General features: G+C 59.6%; 18 protein-coding genes. 8 read left to right on the top strand and 10 right to left on the bottom strand.

Features of this window, described 5'->3' with window-relative positions:
- Positions 1–6 precede the first annotated feature (6 nt).
- Both WA411_RS03480 and WA411_RS03475 read right to left on the bottom strand, forming a co-directional pair.
- Positions 7–2070, bottom strand: a complete 2064-nt coding sequence (locus tag WA411_RS03480) for a TRAP transporter large permease subunit (RefSeq protein WP_222465633.1) — start codon at positions 2068–2070, stop codon at positions 7–9.
- Between the two features lie 26 nt (positions 2071–2096).
- A complete protein-coding gene (locus WA411_RS03475) occupies positions 2097–3161 on the bottom strand; it encodes a hypothetical protein (protein WP_069182812.1) in 1065 nt (354 codons plus the stop codon).
- Between the two features lie 295 nt (positions 3162–3456).
- Between WA411_RS03475 and WA411_RS03470 the strand changes: the two genes are divergently transcribed.
- On the top strand, positions 3457–3729 hold the full coding sequence (locus WA411_RS03470) for an HU family DNA-binding protein (RefSeq protein ID WP_064229608.1): 273 nt from the start codon (positions 3457–3459) through the stop codon (positions 3727–3729).
- A gap of 42 nt (positions 3730–3771) precedes the next feature.
- Here the strand turns inward: WA411_RS03470 and WA411_RS03465 are convergent, their stop codons facing one another.
- The 8 genes from WA411_RS03465 to gshB form a co-directional block, all read right to left on the bottom strand.
- Entirely contained in the window at positions 3772–4737 is a 966-nt protein-coding gene (locus tag WA411_RS03465; RefSeq protein WP_370686081.1) for a putative solute-binding protein, read from the bottom strand.
- Positions 4738–5022: 285 nt separating this feature from the next.
- Positions 5023–6327: a dihydroorotase gene (locus WA411_RS03460; RefSeq protein ID WP_209399493.1), complete on the bottom strand. Its 1305-nt coding sequence runs from the start codon at positions 6325–6327 to the stop codon at positions 5023–5025.
- Positions 6324–7337 (bottom strand): aspartate carbamoyltransferase catalytic subunit, encoded by a 1014-nt coding sequence (locus tag WA411_RS03455; RefSeq protein ID WP_069182274.1) that lies wholly within the window; start codon positions 7335–7337, stop codon positions 6324–6326. The genes WA411_RS03460 and WA411_RS03455 overlap by 4 nt, the downstream gene beginning before the upstream one ends.
- Positions 7338–7364: 27 nt before the next feature.
- The gene (gene pyrR / locus WA411_RS03450) at positions 7365–7874 is read right to left on the bottom strand and encodes a bifunctional pyr operon transcriptional regulator/uracil phosphoribosyltransferase PyrR (RefSeq protein ID WP_222465635.1); all 510 of its coding nucleotides are present in this window, start codon (positions 7872–7874) and stop codon (positions 7365–7367) included.
- 7 nt (positions 7875–7881) lie between these two features.
- The gene (ruvX, locus tag WA411_RS03445; RefSeq protein ID WP_291904664.1) at positions 7882–8304 is read right to left on the bottom strand and encodes a Holliday junction resolvase RuvX; all 423 of its coding nucleotides are present in this window, start codon (positions 8302–8304) and stop codon (positions 7882–7884) included.
- Positions 8297–8863, bottom strand: coding sequence for a YqgE/AlgH family protein (locus tag WA411_RS03440; protein ID WP_174805020.1), 567 nt, complete (start codon positions 8861–8863; stop codon positions 8297–8299). The genes ruvX and WA411_RS03440 overlap by 8 nt, the downstream gene beginning before the upstream one ends.
- The gene (locus tag WA411_RS03435) at positions 8860–9726 is read right to left on the bottom strand and encodes an energy transducer TonB (RefSeq protein ID WP_069182278.1); all 867 of its coding nucleotides are present in this window, start codon (positions 9724–9726) and stop codon (positions 8860–8862) included. The genes WA411_RS03440 and WA411_RS03435 overlap by 4 nt, the downstream gene beginning before the upstream one ends.
- A gap of 48 nt (positions 9727–9774) precedes the next feature.
- Positions 9775–10728 (bottom strand): glutathione synthase, encoded by a 954-nt coding sequence (gshB, locus tag WA411_RS03430; RefSeq protein WP_291904669.1) that lies wholly within the window; start codon positions 10726–10728, stop codon positions 9775–9777.
- Between the two features lie 299 nt (positions 10729–11027).
- Between gshB and pilG the strand changes: the two genes are divergently transcribed.
- The 7 genes from pilG to WA411_RS03395 all read left to right on the top strand — a co-directional run bounded on the left by pilG (position 11028) and on the right by WA411_RS03395 (position 24134).
- Positions 11028–11420, top strand: a complete 393-nt coding sequence (gene pilG, locus WA411_RS03425) for a twitching motility response regulator PilG (protein WP_008175635.1) — start codon at positions 11028–11030, stop codon at positions 11418–11420.
- 32 nt (positions 11421–11452) lie between these two features.
- A complete protein-coding gene (pilH, locus tag WA411_RS03420; protein ID WP_008939836.1) occupies positions 11453–11815 on the top strand; it encodes a twitching motility response regulator PilH in 363 nt (120 codons plus the stop codon).
- 20 nt (positions 11816–11835) lie between these two features.
- The gene (locus WA411_RS03415; RefSeq protein WP_069182279.1) at positions 11836–12381 is read left to right on the top strand and encodes a chemotaxis protein CheW; all 546 of its coding nucleotides are present in this window, start codon (positions 11836–11838) and stop codon (positions 12379–12381) included.
- A gap of 91 nt (positions 12382–12472) precedes the next feature.
- Positions 12473–14548, top strand: a complete 2076-nt coding sequence (locus WA411_RS03410) for a methyl-accepting chemotaxis protein (RefSeq protein ID WP_291904678.1) — start codon at positions 12473–12475, stop codon at positions 14546–14548.
- 27 nt (positions 14549–14575) lie between these two features.
- Complete coding sequence (locus WA411_RS03405; protein ID WP_291904680.1) at positions 14576–15475, top strand: CheR family methyltransferase; 900 nt, start codon at positions 14576–14578, stop codon at positions 15473–15475.
- An 11-nt stretch (positions 15476–15486) separates the two neighbouring features.
- Complete coding sequence (locus tag WA411_RS03400) at positions 15487–23082, top strand: Hpt domain-containing protein (RefSeq protein ID WP_291904682.1); 7596 nt, start codon at positions 15487–15489, stop codon at positions 23080–23082.
- Positions 23082–24134, top strand: a complete 1053-nt coding sequence (locus tag WA411_RS03395; RefSeq protein ID WP_209399489.1) for a chemotaxis protein CheB — start codon at positions 23082–23084, stop codon at positions 24132–24134. Before WA411_RS03400 ends, WA411_RS03395 begins: the two co-directional genes overlap by 1 nt.
- Positions 24135–24142: the final 8 nt, after the last annotated feature.

Here is a 24142-nt window from a genome sequence, read left to right as displayed (position 1 = left end):
AAAACCTCAGGCGTAAAACATCAGAGGCACAAAGGCCACCAGCAACAAAGAGATCCCCATGGCAATCAGCGGCATAATGATACGCTCGTGGCGCTGATAAAAGGTCCCCGTTTCCTGTTGCGCCGCGAGCACCTCTGCCTCTCCGACTACCTGGCGGGTCAACAGATGGTTCAGGGCGACCGGCGGACTCAGGTAGCCCAGTTCAAAGGCCACCAGGGTCACCATCCAGAAATGGATGGGGTGTATGCCGCTGGAGTAGGCAATCGTGGCAACGGTGGCTGTCACCAGGATCACGGCACCGAACGCGTCCATGATCATGCCCAAAATCACCAGAATCACCACCATCAAAAGCATGGCCGACCAGGCACTTTCAAACGATTGCGGGAAAGCCTCCATCAGGTGAGCCCGCTCGATTACCCCACCGATACTGACCGACAGACCGAGCAACAGCAGTAATGCGCCAATTTCCGCGGTTGTGTCGTTGGTGGCGCCACGGAGACTTCGTTCGAGCCCCTGATGGTTGATCTCTCCAGAGGCTTTGCCCTTCCGGTTTTTCAGGCTGACATGTTCATAGACGAGGATGGCCAGCATGATCACCGGCAACAGTCTTGGCGCCGAGAATTCGTCCATCCCCACATCCAGTGCCAGACGGTAGAACAGGACCACGGCAGCAATTACCAGGACATAGGGAATCAAAGGTTTGAGCGCCTGTGTCATGGCCGGGAAGGCCTCGGCAGAGGGCGCCAGGTTGAACTGGCTCTGGCGGTTCACACTCAGGGCCACAATCGCAAACATGGTGGCAGTGAGCACAAACACCCAGATACCCCAGCCGAAAAGTTCGTCGGTTGTGACTTCCCGATTCAGGTAGGCGATGACCACCACCAGCAGACAGGGCCGCAACACCACCCCCAAAGAGCCGGACATAGCGGTGGCTGCCAGGGCCAGATGCCGTCGGGCACCGGCCGCGCGCAGCTCGCTGTAGATAACCGCGCCCGCCGCGATCACAAAGATGCCGGACGCTCCAGTGTAGGCCGTGGGCACGGCGGCAACCAGAACCGCTACAACCGCCAGCATTTCCGGCGGCATGCGCCAGGGCCGGAAGACATTGAACACCAGGGTGGCAAGACGGGTCTGCTTCAGCATCATGCCCACCCAGACGTACAGGCCGACATTCAGGAACATGTCGGACAGTTCCATCATCTTGCCGAGATAGATACCAATCCCAGAGGCGTGTCCAATCAGAGCGAAATAGGTGCCAGAGATCAGGCACATCACGGTATACAGGGGAACAGCCAGGAAAGCCTTGTTCAGGCTGCCGCCCTCCTGAAGGTCATCGGGAACCCGGAACAGCCGGTACAGGCTGGCCAGGGTCAGGCAGGCGAAACCGATAATCCAGAAATTGTGCAGCAACAGCTCTTCCGATGAGACCGCCGTGTCCGAGCCAAGGCTGGATTGTCGGAAGATTGCACTCGAGCCCAACAACATGGCGTTGGCAATGGTTTGCAGGGTATGAGAGACGGTGTAATCCAGCCGTGTCTCCATGGCGCGCATGGCGATATGATGCCGGGTCAGGGTGGCTGTTACCGCACACAACATGACCAGGATGACCAGAATGAAGCGCTGAGACTCCAGACCGAAGGCAATCAGGTCGGCAATAAAGAGTTCAACGGCCCGATAGGCTTTCACTCCCGGTGTCAGTTGGTCCCTGAGGTTCTCAAAATTCCGGTGGGCTTCACGGCAATCCGCAACCGCCCGTTCGATGGCGATCCGGACATCGTCCGGATCTTTCTCCTCGGCCCCCAGCAACGCTGCCATGGGGTCGTCCGCGGAATCATCGGCGGCCATTTCGGCCGCGACCGCTGCCTCAATATCACGGTTTGGGTCACAGGTCGGTTGAACCGGGTCCATCCGCAACTTGTAGTAGCCACTCCAGAGCTGCTCGCCTCCGCGCAACATCTGGTTATGGATATCACTGCTTGTGGAGAAGATGACCACCGCAAGCAACAGCAGACAGGCCGGTAGCGATGAAAACCACTCCAGCCCGCTCCGATGAAAACCGCCCTTCGACATAACTGATTACTCTGGGTAGGAAGTGATTACAGCAGATCGTCCAGATCCATGGTTTCAACCTCTTCCTGCTGGTCATCCCAGAAGGTACCGAGCTGACCCATAGGCGTGCGATGCCCGGTATTCTCAACCCACAAACGATCAGACACCGCGACGATCATATCGGTGGCCATCGCATCCACGAATCGCCAGTCGTCGTTGGACGGAGTATTCTCGACGGATTCTGCGTGTTCCCTGATTACCTCCCGAACCATCGCCTCGTCCCCCTTGTTCAGGGCTGCGATAGCATGGAAAACATGAGGCAGGCGAACGCCCGCAGCTTCACCCTGCTCGTCGGCAATGGCCAGCCGTTCAAAGGCATCCTCACCGTCTGGCTGGGCACCGGGAATCATGGCCCAGACCGTTGCCCTCAGAGCCATGGGCGCACCCCACCATTTCTCGTTATCAAGGCAGCTGGTAGCACGGGCAGCAATGGAACCCACGTTTGCCGGCACGCCGATGGAGGAGGTGGACTGAATCTGGGCGTTGAGAGCCTGAAGACCGGAAAGCAGGCCGGCCATGTAGATAAACTCATCCATGTCGTCATCGAAATCCGGGCATTCGCCATCTGCAGGATTTCCGTAATGGGCATTGTGGTGTTGCCAGGCCGTGTAATAGCGCCGAGCGGCGAGGGTATGGGCCCGCTTCTGACGGATCATGGCATCTTCCGCGGCATTCCCGTTCATGGCGTGCAGAGCCGCAAGGGCAGCAAGCTCATGTTCCCGGGCCTCTTCCTCGGCACAGCCGCCGGCAGAGAGGTAGAGCATCACCGCAAGCTGGTCCGGCTCATTGGTGACTCGGCCAAAGGACATCAACAATGGCGCGGTCGCCTCGCTCATGGCGCACCCCATGGCCAGGTCGTTACTCTCCATCAGGAAGGGTACCGTGTGACTCCGCGAGAAGCCCTGCATCACATCACCGGTGGTCTTGTACATCATGTGATTGACCATACTACAGCCGCTCAGAACGACGCTGGCCGTGAACGCTGCCACGAGATTGCGGACACGGCGCGCCGTCAAAGGCGCCTTTTGGGAGGGATTCCGGAAATGGGTCATACCTTCTTCACCTTTTGCGTTTTTGTTCTGATGCAGTTCTGCGCCGATCCCGCGGGCCAGACTCCGTCGGATGAACCGGTTTGTTACAGACTGTAACCAGGTGGGCATTATGGCCCAGGAGTCCCGGCTTTTATGCGACCGATGCCGCAAATGACGCTAAATTAAACACACCGATGCCGCCCGGAGGTTTGCACAATGGGACGGAAGCCACTATAGATTGCAGCAACCGTGAATCGTTGTGATTCCGGCCAGGACAGAGACTGAAACAGCAGAAATACAATAAAAGGAGTATCCGATGCGCAAACCTGAACTCGCCGCGGCCATTGCCGACCGAACCGGCCTCACCCGGGACAAGGCCAGCGAAGTGATTACCGCGTTCACCGACCAGGTGTCGGCCGCTGCCTCCCGGGGCGAAGATGTCACCCTGATCGGCTTTGGAACCTTCAATATCCGCAGTCGTGAGGCGCGGGACGGACGCAACCCTCAAACCGGCGAGACCATTCGCATCCCTGCCAGTAAAACCGTGGGCTTCAAGGCCGGGAAGGCACTGAAAGACGAAATCCGCTAGTCAGCCGCAGGCCCGCTCATGCGGGCCTGATTCACTCTAGTGTCAGGTACCGGCGACGGAGGCACACTCGGAACGGGTGGCATCTACCCGGCACCGAATCGCCTTCATCAGCTTGATGGCCCGCTCATCGTAAACACCGTCTTCCAGTAACGACAGCCGCACCTTGCGCAGCATCTTGTCGTATTCGGCGGTATCTTCCCGCGGCAACTCCATCCACACGTCTTCAGGAATCTCCGCCTCTGCCTGGGCAATGATTTCATACGCCTCATCAATGCGCTTGATCGCCTGGTCCCGGACCATCTGGCCGGCGGAATCGGGGAACCGGTCGCGGTGGATGATCACCTGGAAGTTCATGTAGCCCAGGGCATATTTGACCACGGCCCCGTTGGGCTGGACGCCCTTGTATAACTCCAGCGGGGTATAGGCGACGGCCGGGGCGTAAGCCAGGTCAACGCTGCCGTTATTGAACTTACCGGCAAAGTTCGCGGAATTGGACCCCACCACGGAGGCGCCGACATGGCGAACCATCCGGACCGATGCCTGATCGTAGTCCAGGGTGGCAATCCGTTTGCCCTGAAGCTTTTCGACCGAATCGATACTGCGGTCCCGGGTGTGAAGGTAAATGGCGCCGCCAGGGAACACGCCTGCCACTTCGTAGGGGCCGTCAATCAGGAACGGCCGGGCCTTGGGCTGGCTCAGGGTGTTGTACAGCAGGCGCATTTCCTCTTCGCCAGGCACGGCGCCCATGGCTTCAAGGCTGCCGGTGAACTTGTTGAATTCACGGGCACGGGTGCCGGTAAGCAGAACAGCATCGCACTGCCCCGCCTTGAAGTCCTCGGCAGCCACCTTTTCATCGGTATAGGCACGAAGATCCAGCTTGATGCCATTTTTCAGGGCAACCGGCTGAAAGGTCTTGGTGATGGCAAACAGGGGGCCATTGGCACCAACCGGGTCAAAAACGCAAAAACTGCGTTCCAGAGGCTCATTCTGTGCCTGCGCCTGGCCCATTAAGGGGAAGACCAGACTGGCACAGAGGGCAGCCGCCATCGCTACCCGCTGGGGGAGGTTTGCTGATTTCACGGGATGACTCCTGGTTATTATTGTCGGGCGCCGGTCTGGGTTTCTGGACCGGCCAGGCCACGCTTTCCTTGGTCGACCATAGGGCGACGGCTACAAGAATACGTTGGCACAGGTGCCTGCCATCAAGGGTTTTTCAGCAACAGGGGGAGATTCTGTGATGGTGTCGACAGAGGTTTCGCAACCTCTGCCGCACTTTCAGACAGTTCGCCGGGATCAGATCACCGGCTGGGGCCAGGCCTTTCGACCCTCACTCAGGGTGAGTCTGATCACACCTGGCAGTTCGCGGTCCGTCACCGGCGCGTGACGGCCAGCCGATACCAGTGTTTTCGCGCTGGGCGTCCAGAAGGCATCGGGATCGAACAGGCAAATATCGGCGACTTCGCCCTCCGCCAGACGCGCAGTCCGGCCAAGCACGGAGGCCGGACCGGCAGTCAGAGCCCGGATCAGGTCGGGCAACGCCAGCTCATTCATTTCCACCAGCTCCAGACCCAGCGACAGCACACTCTCGATGCTGGACAGCCCCGGCTCGGTGGCAGCCATGGGCGCCTGCTTTGCAGCGGTATCATGAGGCTGATGCTGGCTGACGATAGCATCAATTACCCCTTCCCGGACACCGGCTATCAGCGCCTTGCGATCGCTCTCGCCACGCAGTGGCGGGCGGACGTGGAAGCGGCTGTCAAAGCCCGCAAGCGCCTCCTCCGTGAACACCAGTTGATGCATGGCCACATCGGCGGTGACCGCGATACCCCGGCTGCGGGCATCGGCCAGCATTTCAACACTGCGACCGCAGGAAAGCTGGCTGAGGTGCAAACGTACCCCGGTTTCCTCGGCCAGTAACAGCATCTCCATCACCGCAGCGGTTTCCGCCACTTCCGGAATACCAAGCAGGCCCAACCGCGAGGTCACCAGGCCATCATGGGCGTAGCCGTCGGCGGCCAGGGCCTGGTTCTCGGGGCTGAACATCACCGTCAAACCAAACGTCTGGGCGTAGGCCATACACCGGCGCAATATGCGGGCATTGCGCACGCCCCGGGAACCATTACCCACGGCAACACAGCCGGCTGCGGCCAGGCCAGCCATATCACTGAGCAGATCGCCCTCAAGGCCCCGGGTGATAGCGCCAATGGGCAAAACCCGGATGGGCGAACGGCTGGCAGCACCATCACGGATCAGGTGGGTGACGGCACTGGAATCGTTTACCGGCGAGGTTTCCGGCGAGGCACACACGGTGGTAAATCCGCCGTGGGCCGCGGCAAGGGTCTCCGAAGCGATGTTACCTTTCTGACCATTGCCCGGCTCACGGACATTACAGCAAAGATCGACAAACCCCGGTGTGATTACACCATGGTCTGCGCTGATGGTCTCGTCGGCTGTCTCCCGGGCGGCGGCTTCGCCCATCGCAACAATACGGCCATCCCTTATCAACAGTGCGGTATTCTCCTGCTCTGCGCCCTGGCCATCGAACAGGCGGCCTCCGGTGATTTTCAGACTGCTTCCGGATGTATTGACACTGCTCATGCCTGGCCCCTCTCACTCAGTTTCTGCTGGCGCTCGGCGACCTGACCGCCCATGGCCATGGACATGACCGCCATCCGGATGGCAATGCCGTTAGTAACCTGGTTCAGAATCACCGATTGCGGCCCGTCGGCCACCGCCGACTCAATTTCAACGCCGCGGTTGATGGGCCCCGGATGCATGACGATGCATTCCGGATGCGCCAGCGCCAGTTTCTGCTGGTTCAGTCCGTACAGCCGGTAAAACTCCCGCTCGCTGGGCAGCAAAGCGCCTTCCATCCGCTCTTTCTGAAGCCGCAGCATGATCACCACATCCAGGTCCCTCATGCCCCGGTTCATATCGTATTCAACCGTGCAGCCAAGACTTTCCACGTCTTTGGGAAGCAGCGTCCCGGGAGCAATGACCCGTACCTCTTCGGCACCCAGCTCGTTGAGGGCCCTGATCTGGGAACGGGCCACCCGGGAGTGCAGGACGTCACCGACGATAGCGACTTTCAGGCCCTCGAACCGCCCCTTGTGCTGGCGGATCGTCAACATATCCAGCATGGCCTGGGTCGGGTGGGCGTGACGGCCATCACCGGCGTTGATAATGGCGACGCCGGGGGTCACGCTCTCGGCGATAAAATGCGGCGCACCACTCTGGGAGTGGCGGACCACGAACATGTCGCTGGCCATGGCTTCCAGATTGAGCAGCGTGTCAGACAGGGATTCGCCCTTGGAGGTGGCCGAGGTACTAATGTCCAGGTTAAGCACATCCGCAGACAGTCGCTTGGCCGCCAGCTCAAAGGTACTGCGGGTGCGGGTACTGGATTCAAAAAACAGGTTCACCACGGTCCGGCCCCGGAGCAGCGGCACTTTCTTGATGGTGCGCTCCCCCACCTCGATAAAGGAATCCGCCGTGTCGAGGATGTCGGTCAGCAAGGCGCGATCCAGGCCGTCGAGAGTAAGGAAGTGCCGCAACTGACCATCCCGGGTCAGCTGCAAGTGGTGCGGGGAAGAGTCGTTCGCGGTCATGGGTCGCCTGTTATCTGATTCGGAGGTTTATTGTCCGGCTTCCTGGAGCTCGATGCGGAGCGGGTCGGGGCCACGCAGTTTGACTCGCTGATGGGATTCCAGCGCCATCGTCTTGCCAGCCACGTCGGGCTGGATGGGCAGTTCCCTGGCGCCGAGGTCAATCAGGGTGGCCAATATGATACTGGCTGGGCGGCCATAATCGAAGATCTCATTCATCGCGGCGCGGATGGTCCGGCCGCTCATAATGACATCGTCAATCAGGATGATGTCCCGACCCTCGGTATCGAAGGGCAGGCTTGAGGGTTTGACCCGGGGATTGAGGCCAATGCGGCTGAAATCGTCGCGGTAGAATGAAATGTCCAGTTCGCCGAACGGCTCTTCGATACCCAGGCGCTTGCTGAGCACATCCGCCAGCCAGACACCACCGGTACGGATACCGATCAGAACCGGCGATTCCACGCCCCTTTGCTCCAGCGTCTGACGCAGCCCGGACTCCATCTGGTCAAGCAACTGATCAATATCAAGCAATGCCGTCATTCGGTCCTCACTGTTGAAAAAAGGTTTCCAGGATCAGCACCGCGGCCCGGTCGTCGACTCCGTGACGTCCAAAATCACGACTGCCCCCGGCGGCCATCACTTCGCCCTTGGCTTCGAAGCTGGTGAGCCGCTCATCCACCATCTCGACCGGCACGTGGTAACGCCCGTGCAGGCGCTTGCCGAACTTGCGCGCCCGGGCACACATATCGTTTTCGGTATCGTCCATGTTCAGAGGCAGGCCAACCACCACCAGGTCCGGGCGCCACTCCTCAAGCAGGGATTCAATCTGTTGCCAGTCCGGAATACCGTCGCGGGCGGGAATCAGCGCCACTGGCTGGCCGGACCCAAGCAATTCCTGGCCGACGGCAACGCCAATCCGGCGGGTACCAAAATCAAACGCCATAACCCGGCGACTGGTTGTCTTAGGCATGGCCGACCGATTCGCTGAGCTGGTTGAGATCTATGCCGATCAGTTTGAGTACGGCCTTGTAACGCTCTTCCCAGGGGGTACGGAACAGGATCTCCGTGGTGGCCGGGCAAGTGAGCCAGGCGTTACTGCCCAGCTCCTCTTCCAGCTGCCCCTCGCTCCAACCGGAGTAGCCCAGGGCCACAAGATATTCCTCGGGGCCCTCACTACGGCCAATCCCTGCCAGTATGTCGCGGGATGTGGTCAGCAGAACATCCTCGGTGACCTTTGCCGTGTTCTGCCAACTGGTTCCGGGGGGATGCAGCACAAAGCCCCGCTCCGGCTGCACCGGACCACCGCTGAATACCGGCAGATCCAGTTCGCCCCCTGGCAGGTCCAGTTGTTCCAGAATCTCGCCCAGGTGAATGTCCAGCGGGTGATTGATCATCAAGCCCAGGGCACCGTCGTCGGAATGCTCACAGATGTAAATAACGCCGCCATGGAAACGGGGATCCGCGAGATAGGGTGATGCCACCAGAAAATGGTGCCGCAAGCTGTGGGGAGAGTGTTTTGATGCTGTCATCCGGATGTCAGCCCCCGACGCTGGAAGGACCAGGTACGTATGATTTCGAGTTCATCCACCTCTTTCCGCATTTCGTCCGGAAACGGTGCAAAAGGCGCGGCCATCCTGACAATGCGTATTGCTGCATCATCCAGCACGGTGCTGCCGGAAGACTGCAGGATAGCCACCTCTTTTATGGTGCCGTCCTTCTTCAGCGACACCAGCAACCTCAGTGTGCCATAGATTCCGGCATTGCGCGCCTCGGTGGGGTAATTGATGTTGCCCACCCGGGTTACCTTGCTGACCCAGTTCTGGACGTACCAGGCGTTGGTAGACTTGAGCGTGGAGGCAGCGGTAACACGCATCACCCTGGGTTTGCGGGCATAGGCCTGCTGCTGGGCATCGAAGCGGGCCTCCAGGCTGGCAATTTCAAGGCTACGCTCCATCAGGCTCTTTTTCTCCCGCACGGGCAGGGGCTCTTCTTCGGGCGTGGTGCGTTCCTCAGGCGCCTGAACCTTCTGACTGGACGCGCTCTCGGTCTGCACCACCTGTTTTTCCTGGCGCGGCTGCGGCTGGGTCTGGGACGGCGGCTCGGGCTGAACCTGAGCCACTTCAGGCTGACTGACCTCCGCCGGCTGGGGCGTGGTCATTTCCCGAACCTCTTCCTGGGTACCGCTGCCCTTCTGACTGGTCTGGGCCAGAAAATCCGCTTTCTCGGGAGCTTCTTCGTCGTCGAACTGGGACAGGGTGATCTCCATGGTCTGAGCCGAGGAACGGGGCGACTCAGGCGCAAAGGTGATACCCAACACCACAATGGCGTGCACTGCCAACGCCATGAAAAGGGTGAAGGAAAACCGGTCGAAGTCGCTTACCTGAACTGCCATTCCTGATACGGATCCTGTCGTTAAACCTGCCCGGTGACCACTACCGGATTAAGCCTGGCCCAGGCGTTTTGCGATTGCATCCATCAACAGACCACCAATATCGATCCCGAAGGCGGCATCGAGTTCCCGGATGCAGGTCGGGCTGGTGACATTGATTTCGGTAAGATAATCACCGATCACGTCCAGGCCGACAAATATGAGGCCCTTCTCTTTAATCACCGGCGCAACGCGCTCGCAGATCTCCCGATCCCGGGCGGTCAGTTCCCGACCTTCGCCGCGGCCGCCGGCGGCAAGATTGCCCCGATTCTCCCCTTGGGATGGGATTCTCGCAAGGGAATAGGGTACCGGCTCACCGTCGATCAACAGGATACGTTTGTCACCATCGCTGATTTCCGGAATGTACTTCTGGGCCATGGCCTGGTGAGTGCCATAGTTGGTGAGGGTTTCGATAATGACCCCGAGGTTGAAATCGTTTTCCTTGATACGGAAGATCGAATGGCCGCCCATTCCGTCCACCGGTTTCATGATCACATCGCCGTGTTTGGCGTAAAACTCGCGGAACCGGGTCGCCGAACGGCTGACCAACAGCGGGGGTGTCAGGTCCTCGAACTGCGTGGCAAACAGCTTTTCGTTGCAGTCGCGTAGCGTGGCGGCCGGGTTGACCACCAGTGCGCCCTGCTGCTCGGCCGCCTCCAGAATATAAGTCGCCATCAGGAACTCCCGGTCAACCGGGGGATCCTTGCGCATGAGAATGACATCCAGATCGCCCAGGGCCCGATCCTGGCTTGGGCCGAAGCTGTACCAATTCTCCGGGTCCATGTGGACAGTCAGGTCGCGGGTGTGCGCCATGGCACGGCCGCCATCAAGATACATGTCATGCAACTCCATGTACTCGATTTCCCAGCCCCGGTTCTGGGCAGCCACCAACATGGCAAGGGAACTGTCTTTCTTGAAATGGATATCTTCAATCGGATCCATCACGATCCCGAGTCTGACGGTCATGGGCGTTCCTGCACTCCTGAGGATTAAAAACACGAACCGGTCTGCAAAGCGGACCAGGCATTAAGTGCTATGCTGTGAAAGTCAGATGGTATTGTACCCGAGCTGCAAATGCATCCGGAGAAATCCTCAGTCAGTTACGTGACGTTGCGGGCAGAAGTACATTTGGTCACAAACTAATACTTTTTATCCGGCCATTGATAATCTATAAATGAGCGGGGTTTATATGAAGAACCCTAAGGTTTGTGTTAAAACCCCCGTTTTAAAATAACGACAGTCGCTGAGCGCAAGGCAGTTGGACAATGGATGACAACTTCGAGAATTTGAAGATCATGGTGATCGACGACAGTAAAACCATACGTCGCACCGCAGAAACCCTTCTGAAAAAGGTCGGCTGTGAGGTCATCACCGCGACTGACGGCTTTGACGCTCTTGCAAAGATTGCCGATTCCCAGCCGGACATCATTTTTGTCGATATCATGATGCCCCGCCTGGACGGCTACCAGACCTGCGCACTTATCAAGAACAATTCCTCCTTCAAAAAGACGCCGGTTATCATGCTCTCCAGCAAGGACGGGCTGTTCGACAAGGCCAAGGGCCGGATCGTCGGCTCGGACCAGTATCTGACCAAGCCGTTCAGTAAGGATGAGCTACTCAATACCATCCGCCAGTATGTTCCACAGGCGGAACAGTAAACCTGCTGACCCCAAGAACTTTCGAGGAAACCATGGCCCGCATTCTGATTGTTGACGATTCCCCTACCGAGGTTAAGAAAATTTCCACGATCCTGGAAAAACACCAGCACGAAGTGCTGACCGCCGATAACGGTGCCGACGGTGTTGCCAAGGCCCGTGCCGAAACCCCGGATCTGGTTCTGATGGATGTGGTTATGCCCGGCCTGAATGGCTTCCAGGCAACCCGCCAACTGACCCGCGCACCGGAAACCGCCTCCATCCCGGTGGTCATCGTAACCACCAAGGATCAGGAAACTGATCGCGTATGGGGCACCCGCCAGGGCGCCAAGGGTTACCTGGTCAAGCCGGTTAACGAAGACGACCTGATCAAAACAATCAACAGTCTGATTGCCTGATCCCCAACCGTGGAGTACGCATGTCCGCCCAGGCCGCCCCTTTTGCCGTTCTGACGGATATCGCCGAGCGCAGCCGGTCTCTGGCTGCCGGCCTGCCGGAGCAACAGGAAGCCGTTGAACTCTGGAACGGCATCGGTTTTGTTCTCGCAGGTGAACGCTACGTTGCCCCCATGGGCGAAGTCACTGAAATCCTACATGTCCCCAGGTTCACCCACATACCTGGGGTTCGCCCGTTTTTGCTTGGCGCCGCCAATGTTCGTGGCCGCCTCCTGCCTCTGGTTGATCTCGCCGGCTTTTTCGATATTCCCCGCTCTTCCCGCAGCCAGCGGGAGCGGCGAGTGCTGGTTGTTGAGCAGGGCGATATTTTCAGCGGGCTGGTAGTCGACAGTGTCCTGGGTATGCAGTACTTCGCAACTGACAGTTTCAAGGATTCGCCCGAGGGCGTACCTGAAAACGTTCAACCGTTTGTCTCAGGCGGATATGAACGCAACGAGGAAGTCTGGAAAGTGTTTTCGGCCGTCGACCTGCTCGAGGACGAACGATTTCTGGACGTCGCACAGTGGTAAGGGTGGTGACAATGGCAGGAACATCACCCTGACCGCCTGAAACCCGAAAAAACAAACTTGCCAATTTCTTGAAGAGGCCGGGAGCCAGAAAATGAAGAACAGAGCCGGAAGACTCAGTATGGGACAGGGAGGCAACAAGCTGGTTGCCGGCCTGATCGCCGCGCTGATCGCACTCACCATCCTGCTCGTTGTCGTGCTGTTCATTATCAATCAGGACAGCCAGAACGAACAGGAGTACATCGCCAACACCGCCGAGCTGAGGGTACTCTCTCAGGAGATCGCGAAGAACGCGACCGAGGCTGCCGGCGGTACCGCCGAGGCCTTCAACCAGCTGCGCCGCTCCCGTGACGAATTCCAGCAGCTCTGGACCAAGGTAACCGAGGGTAATCCGGAAACCGGTCTGCCGCCGAGTGAACTGGCCCAGCAGAGTGGCGTTCAGGAAAACTGGAACACCGTGCGGGAAAACGCCGACAGCATCCTCTCCACCCAGGATGCGGTACTCGGCCTGCACGAGGTAGCCCGGACCCTGAACGAAACCATCCCGCAGCTGCAGGTTGAGTACGACGATATCGTACAGATCCTGCTCGACAATGACGCGCCTGCCGAACAGATCGCACTGGCCCAGCGTCAGTCGCTGCTGGCGGAGCGGATTGTTCGCTCGGTCAACAACGTACTCTCCGGTGACGAAGACGCGGTTATTGCCGCTGACCGTTTCGGTCGCGACGCAAGCCTGTTCGGTCGAGTGCTCGAGGGCCAGCTGAACGGCAACCCGGCGATGGGTATCTCTCAGGTTAATGACGAAGACGCCATCTACGGCCTCGAAGCGGTCGATGAACTGTTCCAGTTCGTTTCCCAGAACGTAGACGCGATCCTTGAGGCCTCTCCCGACCTCTTCAAGGTTCGTACTGCCGCCAGCGACATCTTCCAGAATTCAGAGATCCTGCTTTCCGAACTCTCGGTACTGGCTGAAAACTTCCGGACCCAGTCCGGCTCACGACTGGTCAGCCCGACCCTGGCCTTCGCCATCCTGGCCGCCATGGTGGCGATCGTTGTCTTCATCGGTCTGGCCCTGTACCGCGAAGCCCAGGCCCGACTGGCTGCCACCCAGGAGCAGAACGAGCAGAACCAGAACGCGATCCTGCGACTGCTGGACGAACTGGCCGACCTCGCTGATGGTGACCTGACCACCGAGGCCACGGTTACCGAGGACTTCACCGGTGCCATCGCCGACTCCATCAACTACGCAATCGACCAGATGCGCGGACTGGTACAGGCCATTCGTGGTACTGCGGTACGGGTAGCGTCAGCGGCCCAGGAAACCCAGGCTACGGCCATGCACCTTGCCGATGCTTCCGAGCACCAGGCCCAGGAAATTGCCGGCGCCTCCGCCGCGGTTAACGAGATGGCTGTGTCCATCGACCAGGTATCCTCGAACGCCGCCGAATCCTCTGCGGTTGCGGAGCGGTCGGTTGCGATCGCGAAGAAAGGCGCGGAAGTGGTACAGAACACCATCCGCGGCATGGACAACATCCGTGAACAGATCCAGGAAACGTCCAAGCGGATCAAGCGTCTGGGTGAGTCTTCCCAGGAAATCGGTGACATCGTATCCCTGATCAACGACATCGCCGACCAGACCAACATCCTGTCCCTGAACGCCGCGATCCAGGCCTCCATGGCCGGTGACGCGGGCCGGGGCTTCGCGGTGGTTGCGGACGAAGTTCAGCGACTGGCGGAACGTTCCTCCGCGGCTACCAAGCAGATTGAAGCGCTGGTTAAGACGATCCAGTCGGATACCAACGAAGCGGTTATCTCCATGGAACACACCACCGCCGAGGTGGTCCGTGGTGCCCGTCTGGCCCAGGACGCGGGTATCGCACTCGAGGAAATCGAGAACGTATCCATGTCTCTGGCGGAACTGATCCAGAACATCTCCAACGCCGCGCGTCAGCAGTCGTCGTCGGCCGCGCACATTTCCAACACCATGAACGTTATCCAGGAAATCACGTCCCAGACCTCCTCGGGTACCAATGCGACCGCGAAGTCCATCGGTAACCTGGCAGAAATGGCGTCCGAGCTGCGGTCTTCCGTTGCCGGCTTCACCCTGCCGGAAGAAGACGTGGCGGAACAGGAAGAAGAGGAAGACAGCGACGTTCCGGTGGTGGGCTGATTTCCGTTCCAGGGCTGTTGACGGTTTATGGCGCAAATGCATAACAACCTGTCACCTGCCGAGGGCATCTGGTCACTGCGCCGACTCCCGGATATGGACGAGGCGCAGTTCAGCCAGTGGCAAACCCTGCTGGAACACCGAACCGGCATAACCCTGTCCGCGGAACGCCGTTCGTTTCTGGAAACGAACCTTGGCATCCGGATGCGGGAGATCGGCTGCAGCAGCTTTCAGGCCTACTACGAAAAAATCGTATCCGGGCCCGATGCAATCCGGGAATGGTCAACACTGGTCGATCGGCTCACGGTTCAGGAAACCCGGTTTTTCCGCGACCCCGACGCCTTCCGGCTGGTTTCCGACTACGTCCTGACCCGGCCTCGGGAGCAGCTGAAAAAGCGCCCCCTGGAGGCCTGGAGTGTCGGATGTAGCACCGGAGAGGAACCGTACACTCTGGCCATGGTGCTGAATGAATGCATGAGCCGGCTGGCGTTGCAGCCGCTGTTCGGTGTCACCGGCTCTGATATCAGCAAGCCGGTGATCGAGAAAGCCCGGAACGGTCAGTTCAATCCCCGCAAACTGCTGGGAATGGATGAAGACATGAAAGCCCGGTATTTCCGCCCGGCCGAGCGGAATACCGTAGAAATTGTGAACAGCATCCGTGACAGGGTGTGCTTTACCAGACTGAATGTTCTGGATCTTGATAAAGCGCCCATGCACGGGATGAACATCATCTTCTGCCAGAATCTGCTGATTTATTTCCGTCGCTGGCGCCGGCGGGAGATTGTCAAGCGACTTGCAGAGCGGCTGGCGCCCGGGGGGTTGCTGGTTCTGGGCCAGGGAGAGCTGACCGATTGGCAGCCTCCCGGGTTACAGAGAGTCCCCTCGGAACATGTGCTGGCGTGGATCAAACGCCAGACTGACGAAGAATAACCGGAGTGGTTATGGGCAATCACCATGACAGCATCGCCCTCGACTGGGTTCGGGGAGAGATACAGGACACGCTGACCCAGGGTCAGCATGCACTGGAAGCGTATGTCGAGAATCGTGACGACACCGCGCGCCTGCGCTTCTGCCTGAATTATCTCCATCAGGTACACGGCACCTTGCAAATGGTCGAGCTCTACGGTGCAGCCCTGCTCACCGAGGAGATGGAAAAGCTCACCCAGGCCGTACTCAACGAAACCGTTGCCAATACCGACGAGGCGGTTGAGGTCCTGATGCAGGCCATTCTGCAGCTGCCCCAATACCTCGAGCATCTGGCCAGCAGTCAGGACGATTTTCCGATGGTGCTGCTGCCACTGCTTAACGACCTTCGGGCCGCCCGTGGCGAATCCCTGCTGTCTGATACTTCATTGTTCAAACCGGATCTGGCGCCCTCACGAATCACAGTGACCGGCAAGGTATCGCAGCGCCTGCAAGACCCCACCGTTCTGGGCCACATCCGCAAGCTGCGCCAGATGTACCAGTTTGCGCTGGCCGGCGTCATCCGGGAAGCGGATCTCGATGCCCATTTCGAGTACATGCAGAAGGTGATCCAGCGGCTGATCCGTTTGTGCCAGAAAACGCCCCGGGGTGAGCTCTGGAAAGCGGCCAGTGCGTTCGTGGAAACACTGCAGGCACACGTCAATCCGGTGAACGCAGCAGTGAAATCCCTGCTCAGGGAACTGGACAGTGAAATCCGCCGGCTTACCGACGAGCATGCGGATATCCTCCAGCAACCGGTACCGGAAGCGCTGCTAAAACACCTGCTCTATTACGTTGCCCGTGCCCGGGACCTGGATTCGCCTCAGGTCAGCGCCCTGCGGGAGGCCTACCAGCTGAACCAGGCACTGCCATCGGAAGACGATGTTGATGCCGCCCGAACCCGGGTATCTGGTCCGGGCCGGGACGCCATCCATTCGGTGGTGGGTGCGCTCAACGAAGAGCTGGCCAAGCTCAAGGACCAGCTGGACTTGTTTGTTCGCTCAGAGCTGCGCCAGAACAGTGAGCTTGAGGACCTGCTCCCAGGTTTGCGCCAGGTGGCCAATACCCTGGCCGTGCTGGGTCTGGGGATACCGCGAAAAGTGGTGACCGAGCAGGTCGAACTGGTAGAAAACCTGAGCGCCCAGTCCGAACAGGTTGATGATGGCACCCTGATGGACATCGCCGGCGCACTGCTTTACGTCGAAGCCAGTCTCGCTGGCCTGGACAGTGACGGACAACAGGAGTCGTCCACAGAAGAGGCCTCCGATGCCCCGGTGAACCTCGGCTCCAGGGAGCTGGGCGAGGCCAGTGGCGCGCTGCTCCGCGAATCCCGGAACACCCTGGAGCAGGTCAAGTCCGCCATCGTGAATTTCATTGCCTCGCAATGGGATACCCGGGAAATCGAACACGTCCCGGGCCTGCTGCACAGCATTCGCGGCGGCCTCAGCCTGATCCCGCTGGATCGGGTTGCCGGCATGCTGGCCTCGGCAGAGCGCTACATCACCGACGTGTTGTTGGGCAGCAAACAGGTTCCGGACTGGAAACAGCTGGACATCCTGGCCGATGCGGTCACCAGCATCGAGTATTACCTTGAACGTCTGGCCGAGGGTATTGGCGAAAACGACTCGATTCTCAGAGTTGCCGAGGACAGCCTCGCATCCCTCGGGTTCCCGGTCGGCGCAGAGCCCACCTGGACCGAAACTGCCGCAGAGGACGTGCCGGTTGTTGAACCGGCTGAAGAGCAACCGGAAACCACCGTTACGGCGGCCCCAGAAGAAACCAAGAGCTCGGATTCGGAGCTTCTGGACGATGAGATTCTCGGCATTTTCGTTGAGGAAGCCGAAGAAGTTCTGGAAACCATCCACGAATTCTATCCCCGGCTGCGCCAGAACCACGATGACCGTGAAGCGCTGACCGAGGTTCGTCGTGCCTTCCACACGCTTAAGGGAAGCGGCCGACTGGTTGGCGCCACCAGTATTGGCGAACTGGCATGGTCTGTTGAAAACCTCTTGAATCGTGTGATTGACCAGACCATTCGACCCACCGACGACATGTTTACCCTGGTGGACGAGGTCAATGCCCGCATTCCCTCACTGATCCGTGAATTCAAGGAAGGCCAGACCGCTGGCGACGTTGAAACACTCATCAGCCGCGCCGAGGCCATGGCGACAACCCGCCGCACCGACGATGAAGCCGTCGAGACACCGGCAGTTGCCGAAGTGGAAGACACAGCGGTCGATGCGCAAGAAGAGACCCTGGAAACAGAGTCCCCCGTCGAGGAAAACGACACCGCCGAGTCCGCATCCGAAACGTCTTTCGATGAAGACGACCTGATTGACGATGAAATACTCGAAATTTTTGTTGAAGAAGCCGGCGAGGTGCTGGAAACCATCCGCGAATACCTGCCGATGCTTCTGCGTCAGCACGATGACCGCAGCGCCCTGTCGGAAGTTCGCCGTGCCTTCCACACGCTGAAAGGCAGTGGCCGCATGGTCGGCGCATTGGTTGTCGGCGAATTGGCGTGGTCCGTTGAAAACATGCTGAACCGCGTGATCGACGGCAGCATTTTCATGAACGATGACATTGCCAGCCTGCTGGAAGATGTCACCGCCAACCTGCCGGCCCTGGTCGAAGATTTTGAAAAACGCCGTGCGCCGTCGGTCGACACGTCCAACCTCGAAGCCCGTGCCAACGCCCTGGCCAACGGCGAAATTCCCGATGCCAGCATGATGCCGGTGGCGGAGTCCGATGGCTCGGAAGCCATGGCTGAAAACGAATACGCAGCGGCTGAGGAAGAGGCCGGGAGCACAGACGAAGATGCGGTCGACCCGGTATTGCTGGATATTTTTGAAAGCGAAACCGAGACCCACCTGCAAACACTGAAGGACTTCCTGTCGGCAGCAGGTGACAAAACCACGGTTGCCTATACCGATGATCTTTCCAGGGCCCTGCACACGCTCAAGGGCAGCGCACATACCGCCGGCATCGCCCCGATCGCAGCGGTGATCACGCCTCTGGAACGATTCGTCAAGGAATCCCGGGCTCAGAACAAGCGTGCCAATCGTGACGTGCTCTCACTGATCGAATCCGCCTGCGACTTCCTGACCCAGGGACTTGCCCAGATTCGTGAAAACCCGCAGGCCTCGCTCCAAGGCACCGAAGCGTTCCTTGGGAAGCTGGATCAACTGACGGAGGAAACGCTCCGCAGCCACAGCGAGGAGGCGCCAAGCCAGCATCCGGAGCAGGCACCATCGCAGCTGGTCCAGCTGTTCCTGAACGAGGGTCTCGACATTGTTCTTGATGCCGACCGGATCCTGGATTACTGGGCCGACAACCCCGGCGAAATGGCGTCGTTGAATCCACTACGCTCCGAACTGGAACAGCTGACCTCCGGCGCTTCCGAAGCCGGTCTCGGCGAAGTCGCCGCGCTTTCGGGTGCATTGAAAGAAACCTATGACGAGGCTGCACGGCGCGACCAGGCACCGGACCAGACTTTCTTTGAAACTGTCCGCGCCGCTCACGAACAGCTGATCAACATGATGGACCAGGTGGCAGCCGGTCTTGCCACCGAATCCAGCGAGGATATGGTCGCCGCCCTCGAAGGCCTGAAGCAGGTCCAGATCCCGGAAAATCAGGAACCGGACGCCTTCGACCAGGAATTCACCGGCGACCTCGAGGAGATCGATCTCAGTCTTGAGATGGACGAGACCGAGACACCAGCCAGTGAAGACGCCCAAACCGCAGAGCAACCGCCGCTCCCGGAAACCACTGAATCCGACGACGAAATGGATGAGGAACTGGCGGAAATCTTCCTGGAAGAAGCCCGCGACCTCATCGACAGCACAGCCGAAGCGCTCCAGAACTGGAGCGAGAATACGGCCAACCTTGATATCCTGCGCCTGCTTCAGCGGGACTTGCATACCCTCAAGGGCGGTGCACGGCTGGCAGACATCCCGGCCGTCGGCGATCTCTCTCACGAACTGGAAAACCTGTTCGAGGGGCTGACTGAACAGCGGTTGTCGATCAACGACGAGCTCTCGGACTTGCTGTTCCGCTGCCACGATCGTCTGGCCGGCATGGTCGAAAACCTGGAAGCCAAGGAGCTTCCGCGTCCTGCGCCGGATCTGATCGCTGAAATCCAGGCCTATATGGACAACGCCACCGGAACGCGGCCGGTTACCAGCGTAGCCAGCCCTGATGAAGAATCTGAGCCGGCTGAAACGGCAGAAGAACAGGCGCCGCTCCCTGACGTGGAAGAACCGGAAGAGACTGATGTTGCCGGAACCGATGAAGCTGCCGGGTCGGAGGAAGGCGTTGCCGATCTCTCCCACCTGGATCCTGAGCTGGTCGGCATCTTCCTGGAAGAAGCCTACGATCTGATCAATTCCACGGGCAGCGCGCTGCATACCTGGACCGAAGATCCCTCGGATCGCAGCATTGCCGCAGAACTCCAACGGGATGTTCACACCCTGAAAGGCGGCGCCCGGATGGCCGGAGTAGAGGCCATCGGCGACCTGACACATGTGCTGGAAGACCTGTTCGAAAAGGTTGCGGAAGGTCAGCTGGAAGCCAGCGAGTCCATGAACGACCTGCTGTTTGCCTGCCATGACCGGTTAGCGCAGATGGTCGAACAGGTGGCTACCCAGAAGCCATGCCCGCCGGCCAATGAGCTGGTCGCACGGGTCCAGTCCATTTTGCGGGGCGAGGCAATGCCTTCAGATGCCCGCGAGGAGGAGCCGGAACAACCGGCAGAAACAGAGCAAACCGTATCGCCGGCCGAGGAAGTGCCGGAGGCCGCCAGCCTCAGCGAGACTCTGACCCAGGCCAGTGACGACGATCTGATTGGCATCTTCCTGGACGAAGGTCTGGAAATCTTTGACGCCATCAGCGAATGTCTCGATCAGTGGCGCGACGAGCCGGAAGAACTGACCGGCCTGACCGAGCTGCAGCAGGAACTGCACACCCTCAAGGGCGGCGCACGGCTTTCCGACGTTGATCCGATTGCCAACCTGGCGGAGGCCTGGTCAGACGCTCTCGACCCACTGATTTCCGGTTCCAACAACCAGAAGACGCTGCTAAGCCTCAGTGATCGCGCCCTGATCAGCCTCAAGGCCATGCTCAACACCCTGGAGGAAGGCAACAAGCCGGAACCGGATACCGGGCTTATTGAAGACTTCCGGGCCGCCCACGAGGTGGCAGCCGAAGAAACCGCTGCGCCCCGTGAAGAGTCCGAGCAGGAGGCCATTGACCCGGAAGTACTGGAGATCTTCCTGGAGGAGGCCGGCGAAATCATGGATCAGCTCGAGCAGCTGCTTGATGACTGGCGCAAGGAACCGGCAAACCACAACTTCAACCAGGAAGCCCAGCGGGCACTCCACACCCTCAAGGGCGGCGCCCGTCTGTCCCAGCTGACCGAGCTTGGCGACAAGGCACACGCCTTTGAAACCCGTTTGATTGATCTGGGCGGCAATGCCCCGGATGAATCACAGTGGCAGTCGATCACCGAAGATCACGACGCCATCATTGCCCTGGTCGCAGATATCCGTAAGGGCTATGAGTCCGGCTCGGGCGTGCCTGCACCGGCGAAGGCCGAAACACCGGCACCTGTCGCACCGGAACCCAAGAGGCCCGAAGAGCCAACACCGCCCGCCAAGGCGGAAAAGCCGGTGGCACCGGCGCCGAAGCCCGGAAAATCTCCGGCCAAGGCCCGCAAGCAGGCGGCCGAAGCGCAGCGCGCTGCCCAGGAAACCATCCGGGTCTCCGCACCGCTGCTGGATGACCTGGTCAACCTGGCGGGTGAAACCAGTATCACCCGTGGCCGACTGGAGCAGCAAACCAGTGATTTCGGCCACACCCTGGACGAAATGGCCGCCACCATCGAACGTCTGCGTGAGCAGCTGCGCCGGATGGAAATCGAGACCGAAGCGCAGATCCTGTTCAGTGCCGAGAAAGAACACGGTCCGGATTACGGTGACGACTTCGACCCGCTGGAAATGGACCGTTACTCGTCCATCCAGCAGCTGTCCCGCGCATTGACTGAATCCTCGTCGGATCTGGCCGATCTTCGTGAGACCCTGTCTGACCGGGTTCGCGACACTGAAACCCTGCTGGTACAGCAGTCCCGGATCAACACGGAACTCCAGGAAGGTCTGATGAAGACCCGGATGATTCCGTTTGCCTCCATGGTGCCACGTCTGCGCCGCATTGTTCGCCAGATCAGCGGCGAGCTGGGCAAGAAGGTGGATTTCGATGTCCGCAACGCCGAAGGCGAGATGGACCGGAACATCCTCGAGCGCATGATCGCGCCCCTGGAACACATGCTCCGGAACGCCCTGGACCATGGTATCGAGAGCCCGGCCGACCGGAAGAAAGCGGGCAAGCCGGAGACCGGCGAGGTGACCCTGTCACTGACCCGTGAAGGCGGCGATGTGGTCCTGCGCATGATCGACGATGGCGCCGGTATCCCCTCTTCGGTGATCCGCGACAAGGCAATCCGTCAGGGCATGTTGCGAGAAGATGAAGACCTGTCCGAACGGGAAATCCTGCAGTTTATCCTGCAGCCGGGCTTCTCCACCGCCCAGCAGGTCACCCAGATTTCCGGCCGGGGCGTGGGCATGGACGTGGTTGCCAGTGAAATCAAGCAACTCGGCGGCAGCCTGGATATCGATTCCGCCGTGGGCCGCGGCACCACCTTCACCGTGCGCCTGCCGTTCACGGTGTCTGTGAACCGGGCCTTGATGGTTTCCACGGGCGAGGATTTCTACGCGATCCCGCTGAACACCATTGAGGGTATCGTTCGGGTCAGCACTTACGAGCTTGAGGAATATTACAAGCCGGATGCGCCGCTGTATGAATACGCCGGCCAGGAATACCGGCTCCAGTACCTGGGCAGCCTACTGAACAGTGACCACCATCCGAAGCTGCAGGGACAGGCTCTGCCGCTGCCGGTAATTCTGGTGCGCGGTGCCGAGCAACCCATGGCCCTGCAGGTGGACAACCTGATGGGCAGCCGGGAGATTGTTGTTAAATCCCTCGGGCCCCAGTTCAGCTCCGTTCGCGGCGTGTCCGGTGCCACCATCCTGGGTGACGGTAACGTGGTTGTGATTCTCGACCTGCCGGCCATGATCCGTTCCGACATCCTGTCCGAACGCCAGCGCCTGGCCAATCTCGAGAAGGCTCGCGAGTCCGCCCGGTACGAGGAACAGGCCACCGTGGTCATGGTGGTGGACGACTCGGTTACGGTGAGGAAGGTCACCTCGCGGCTGCTGGAGCGAAACGGCATGGAAGTCATCACCGCGAAAGACGGGCTCGATGCGGTGGCACAGCTGCAGGACCACAAACCGGACATTATACTGCTGGATATCGAGATGCCGCGGATGGACGGTTTCGAAGTTGCCAGCTTTGTTCGCCACGACGATAACCTGCGTGAAACACCGATCTGCATGATCACCTCCCGGACCGGCGAGAAACACCGCGAACGTGCGCTGGCCATTGGTGTCAACGAGTATCTCGGCAAGCCGTTCCAGGAAACCGAGCTGCTTGAGACCATTGAGCGGCTGACCGGAAGGCAGTGATGACCGGCCAATGTGGCCGGCCAAAGGTCGGGATCGTCTCGGATGTGGTCCTGCAGCGTCATCGGCTGCAGGCCGCCACATCCAAGTTCGGTCTCGAGGTGCGCTTTTCCGGGGATCCGGACCGGTTGCTGGGTTATCCCGAGTTTCCCGATGCCAGCCTCTGGCTGGTAACCCTGGAGGACGAGGCCGACCACCCGTTACTGTTCGATCACCTGCTTGAAAACACGGAAGCGCCGGTGCTGTTCGGGCTGGACGAAGCACCCAAGCCCGGGAGTACAGAGTACTTCCGGTGGGAGCGACGGTTGCTGGGCAAGCTGGAACAGCAACTGGGGCACCTGGAAGAGCTGGATTCGGAAGCCACACTGGCAGAGCTGGAGCAGGACACGCCGGCGGCGACTCCATCACCGGACCTGCCACACTGGATTCCTCCGGCTGCCCCCGGATCGGTCGCTGAGGAAGTCTGGATTCTCGGCGCCTCGCTGGGCGGGCCCGCGGCGGTCAAGACGTTTCTGGATCACCTGCCTCCGAATCTGCCCGTTGGCTTTATCTATGCCCAGCACATTGATGGCAACTTTACCGAGGTTCTGACCCGGGTGCTCGGGCGTCACGCCCACTATCAGCTCAAGCGGGCGGAAGAGGGCTACCAGGTCAAGAATGGTGACGTCGTGCTGATGCCGGTGGAGCACGAGTGGAAAGTGAGTGAACAGGGTACCCTGACGGAAACCAGCACCGCCTGGCCAGGTCCCTACGGGCCCTCTATTGATCAGGTTTTGCTGAACGTCGCTGATCATTACGGCCAGCGCTGCCATGCTATTCTTTTTTCCGGCATGGGTAATGATGGCGCCATTGCGGCGCCGTTACTGAAAGCTTACGGTAGCCGGATCTGGGTGCAGGAGAGCACAAGCTGCGGCAACAGCTCCATGCCCGAATCCGTGGCCGCAACCGGTTGTGCCGGTTTTTGCGGCACCCCGGAGCAGCTGGCCCGGGAACTGGTTAAAACCATTGAAGAATCCTGCCTGCTCAAGAGCAGGCAGAAACGGGACTCCGCCTGAGGTAACAA

It is taken from the genome of Marinobacter sp. CH_CUG1437-1 (assembly GCF_037029655.1).
In the GTDB taxonomy this organism is placed as follows: Bacteria; Pseudomonadota; Gammaproteobacteria; order Pseudomonadales; family Oleiphilaceae; genus Marinobacter; species Marinobacter salsuginis.
This window is presented reverse-complemented; position numbering and strand designations above follow the sequence as displayed.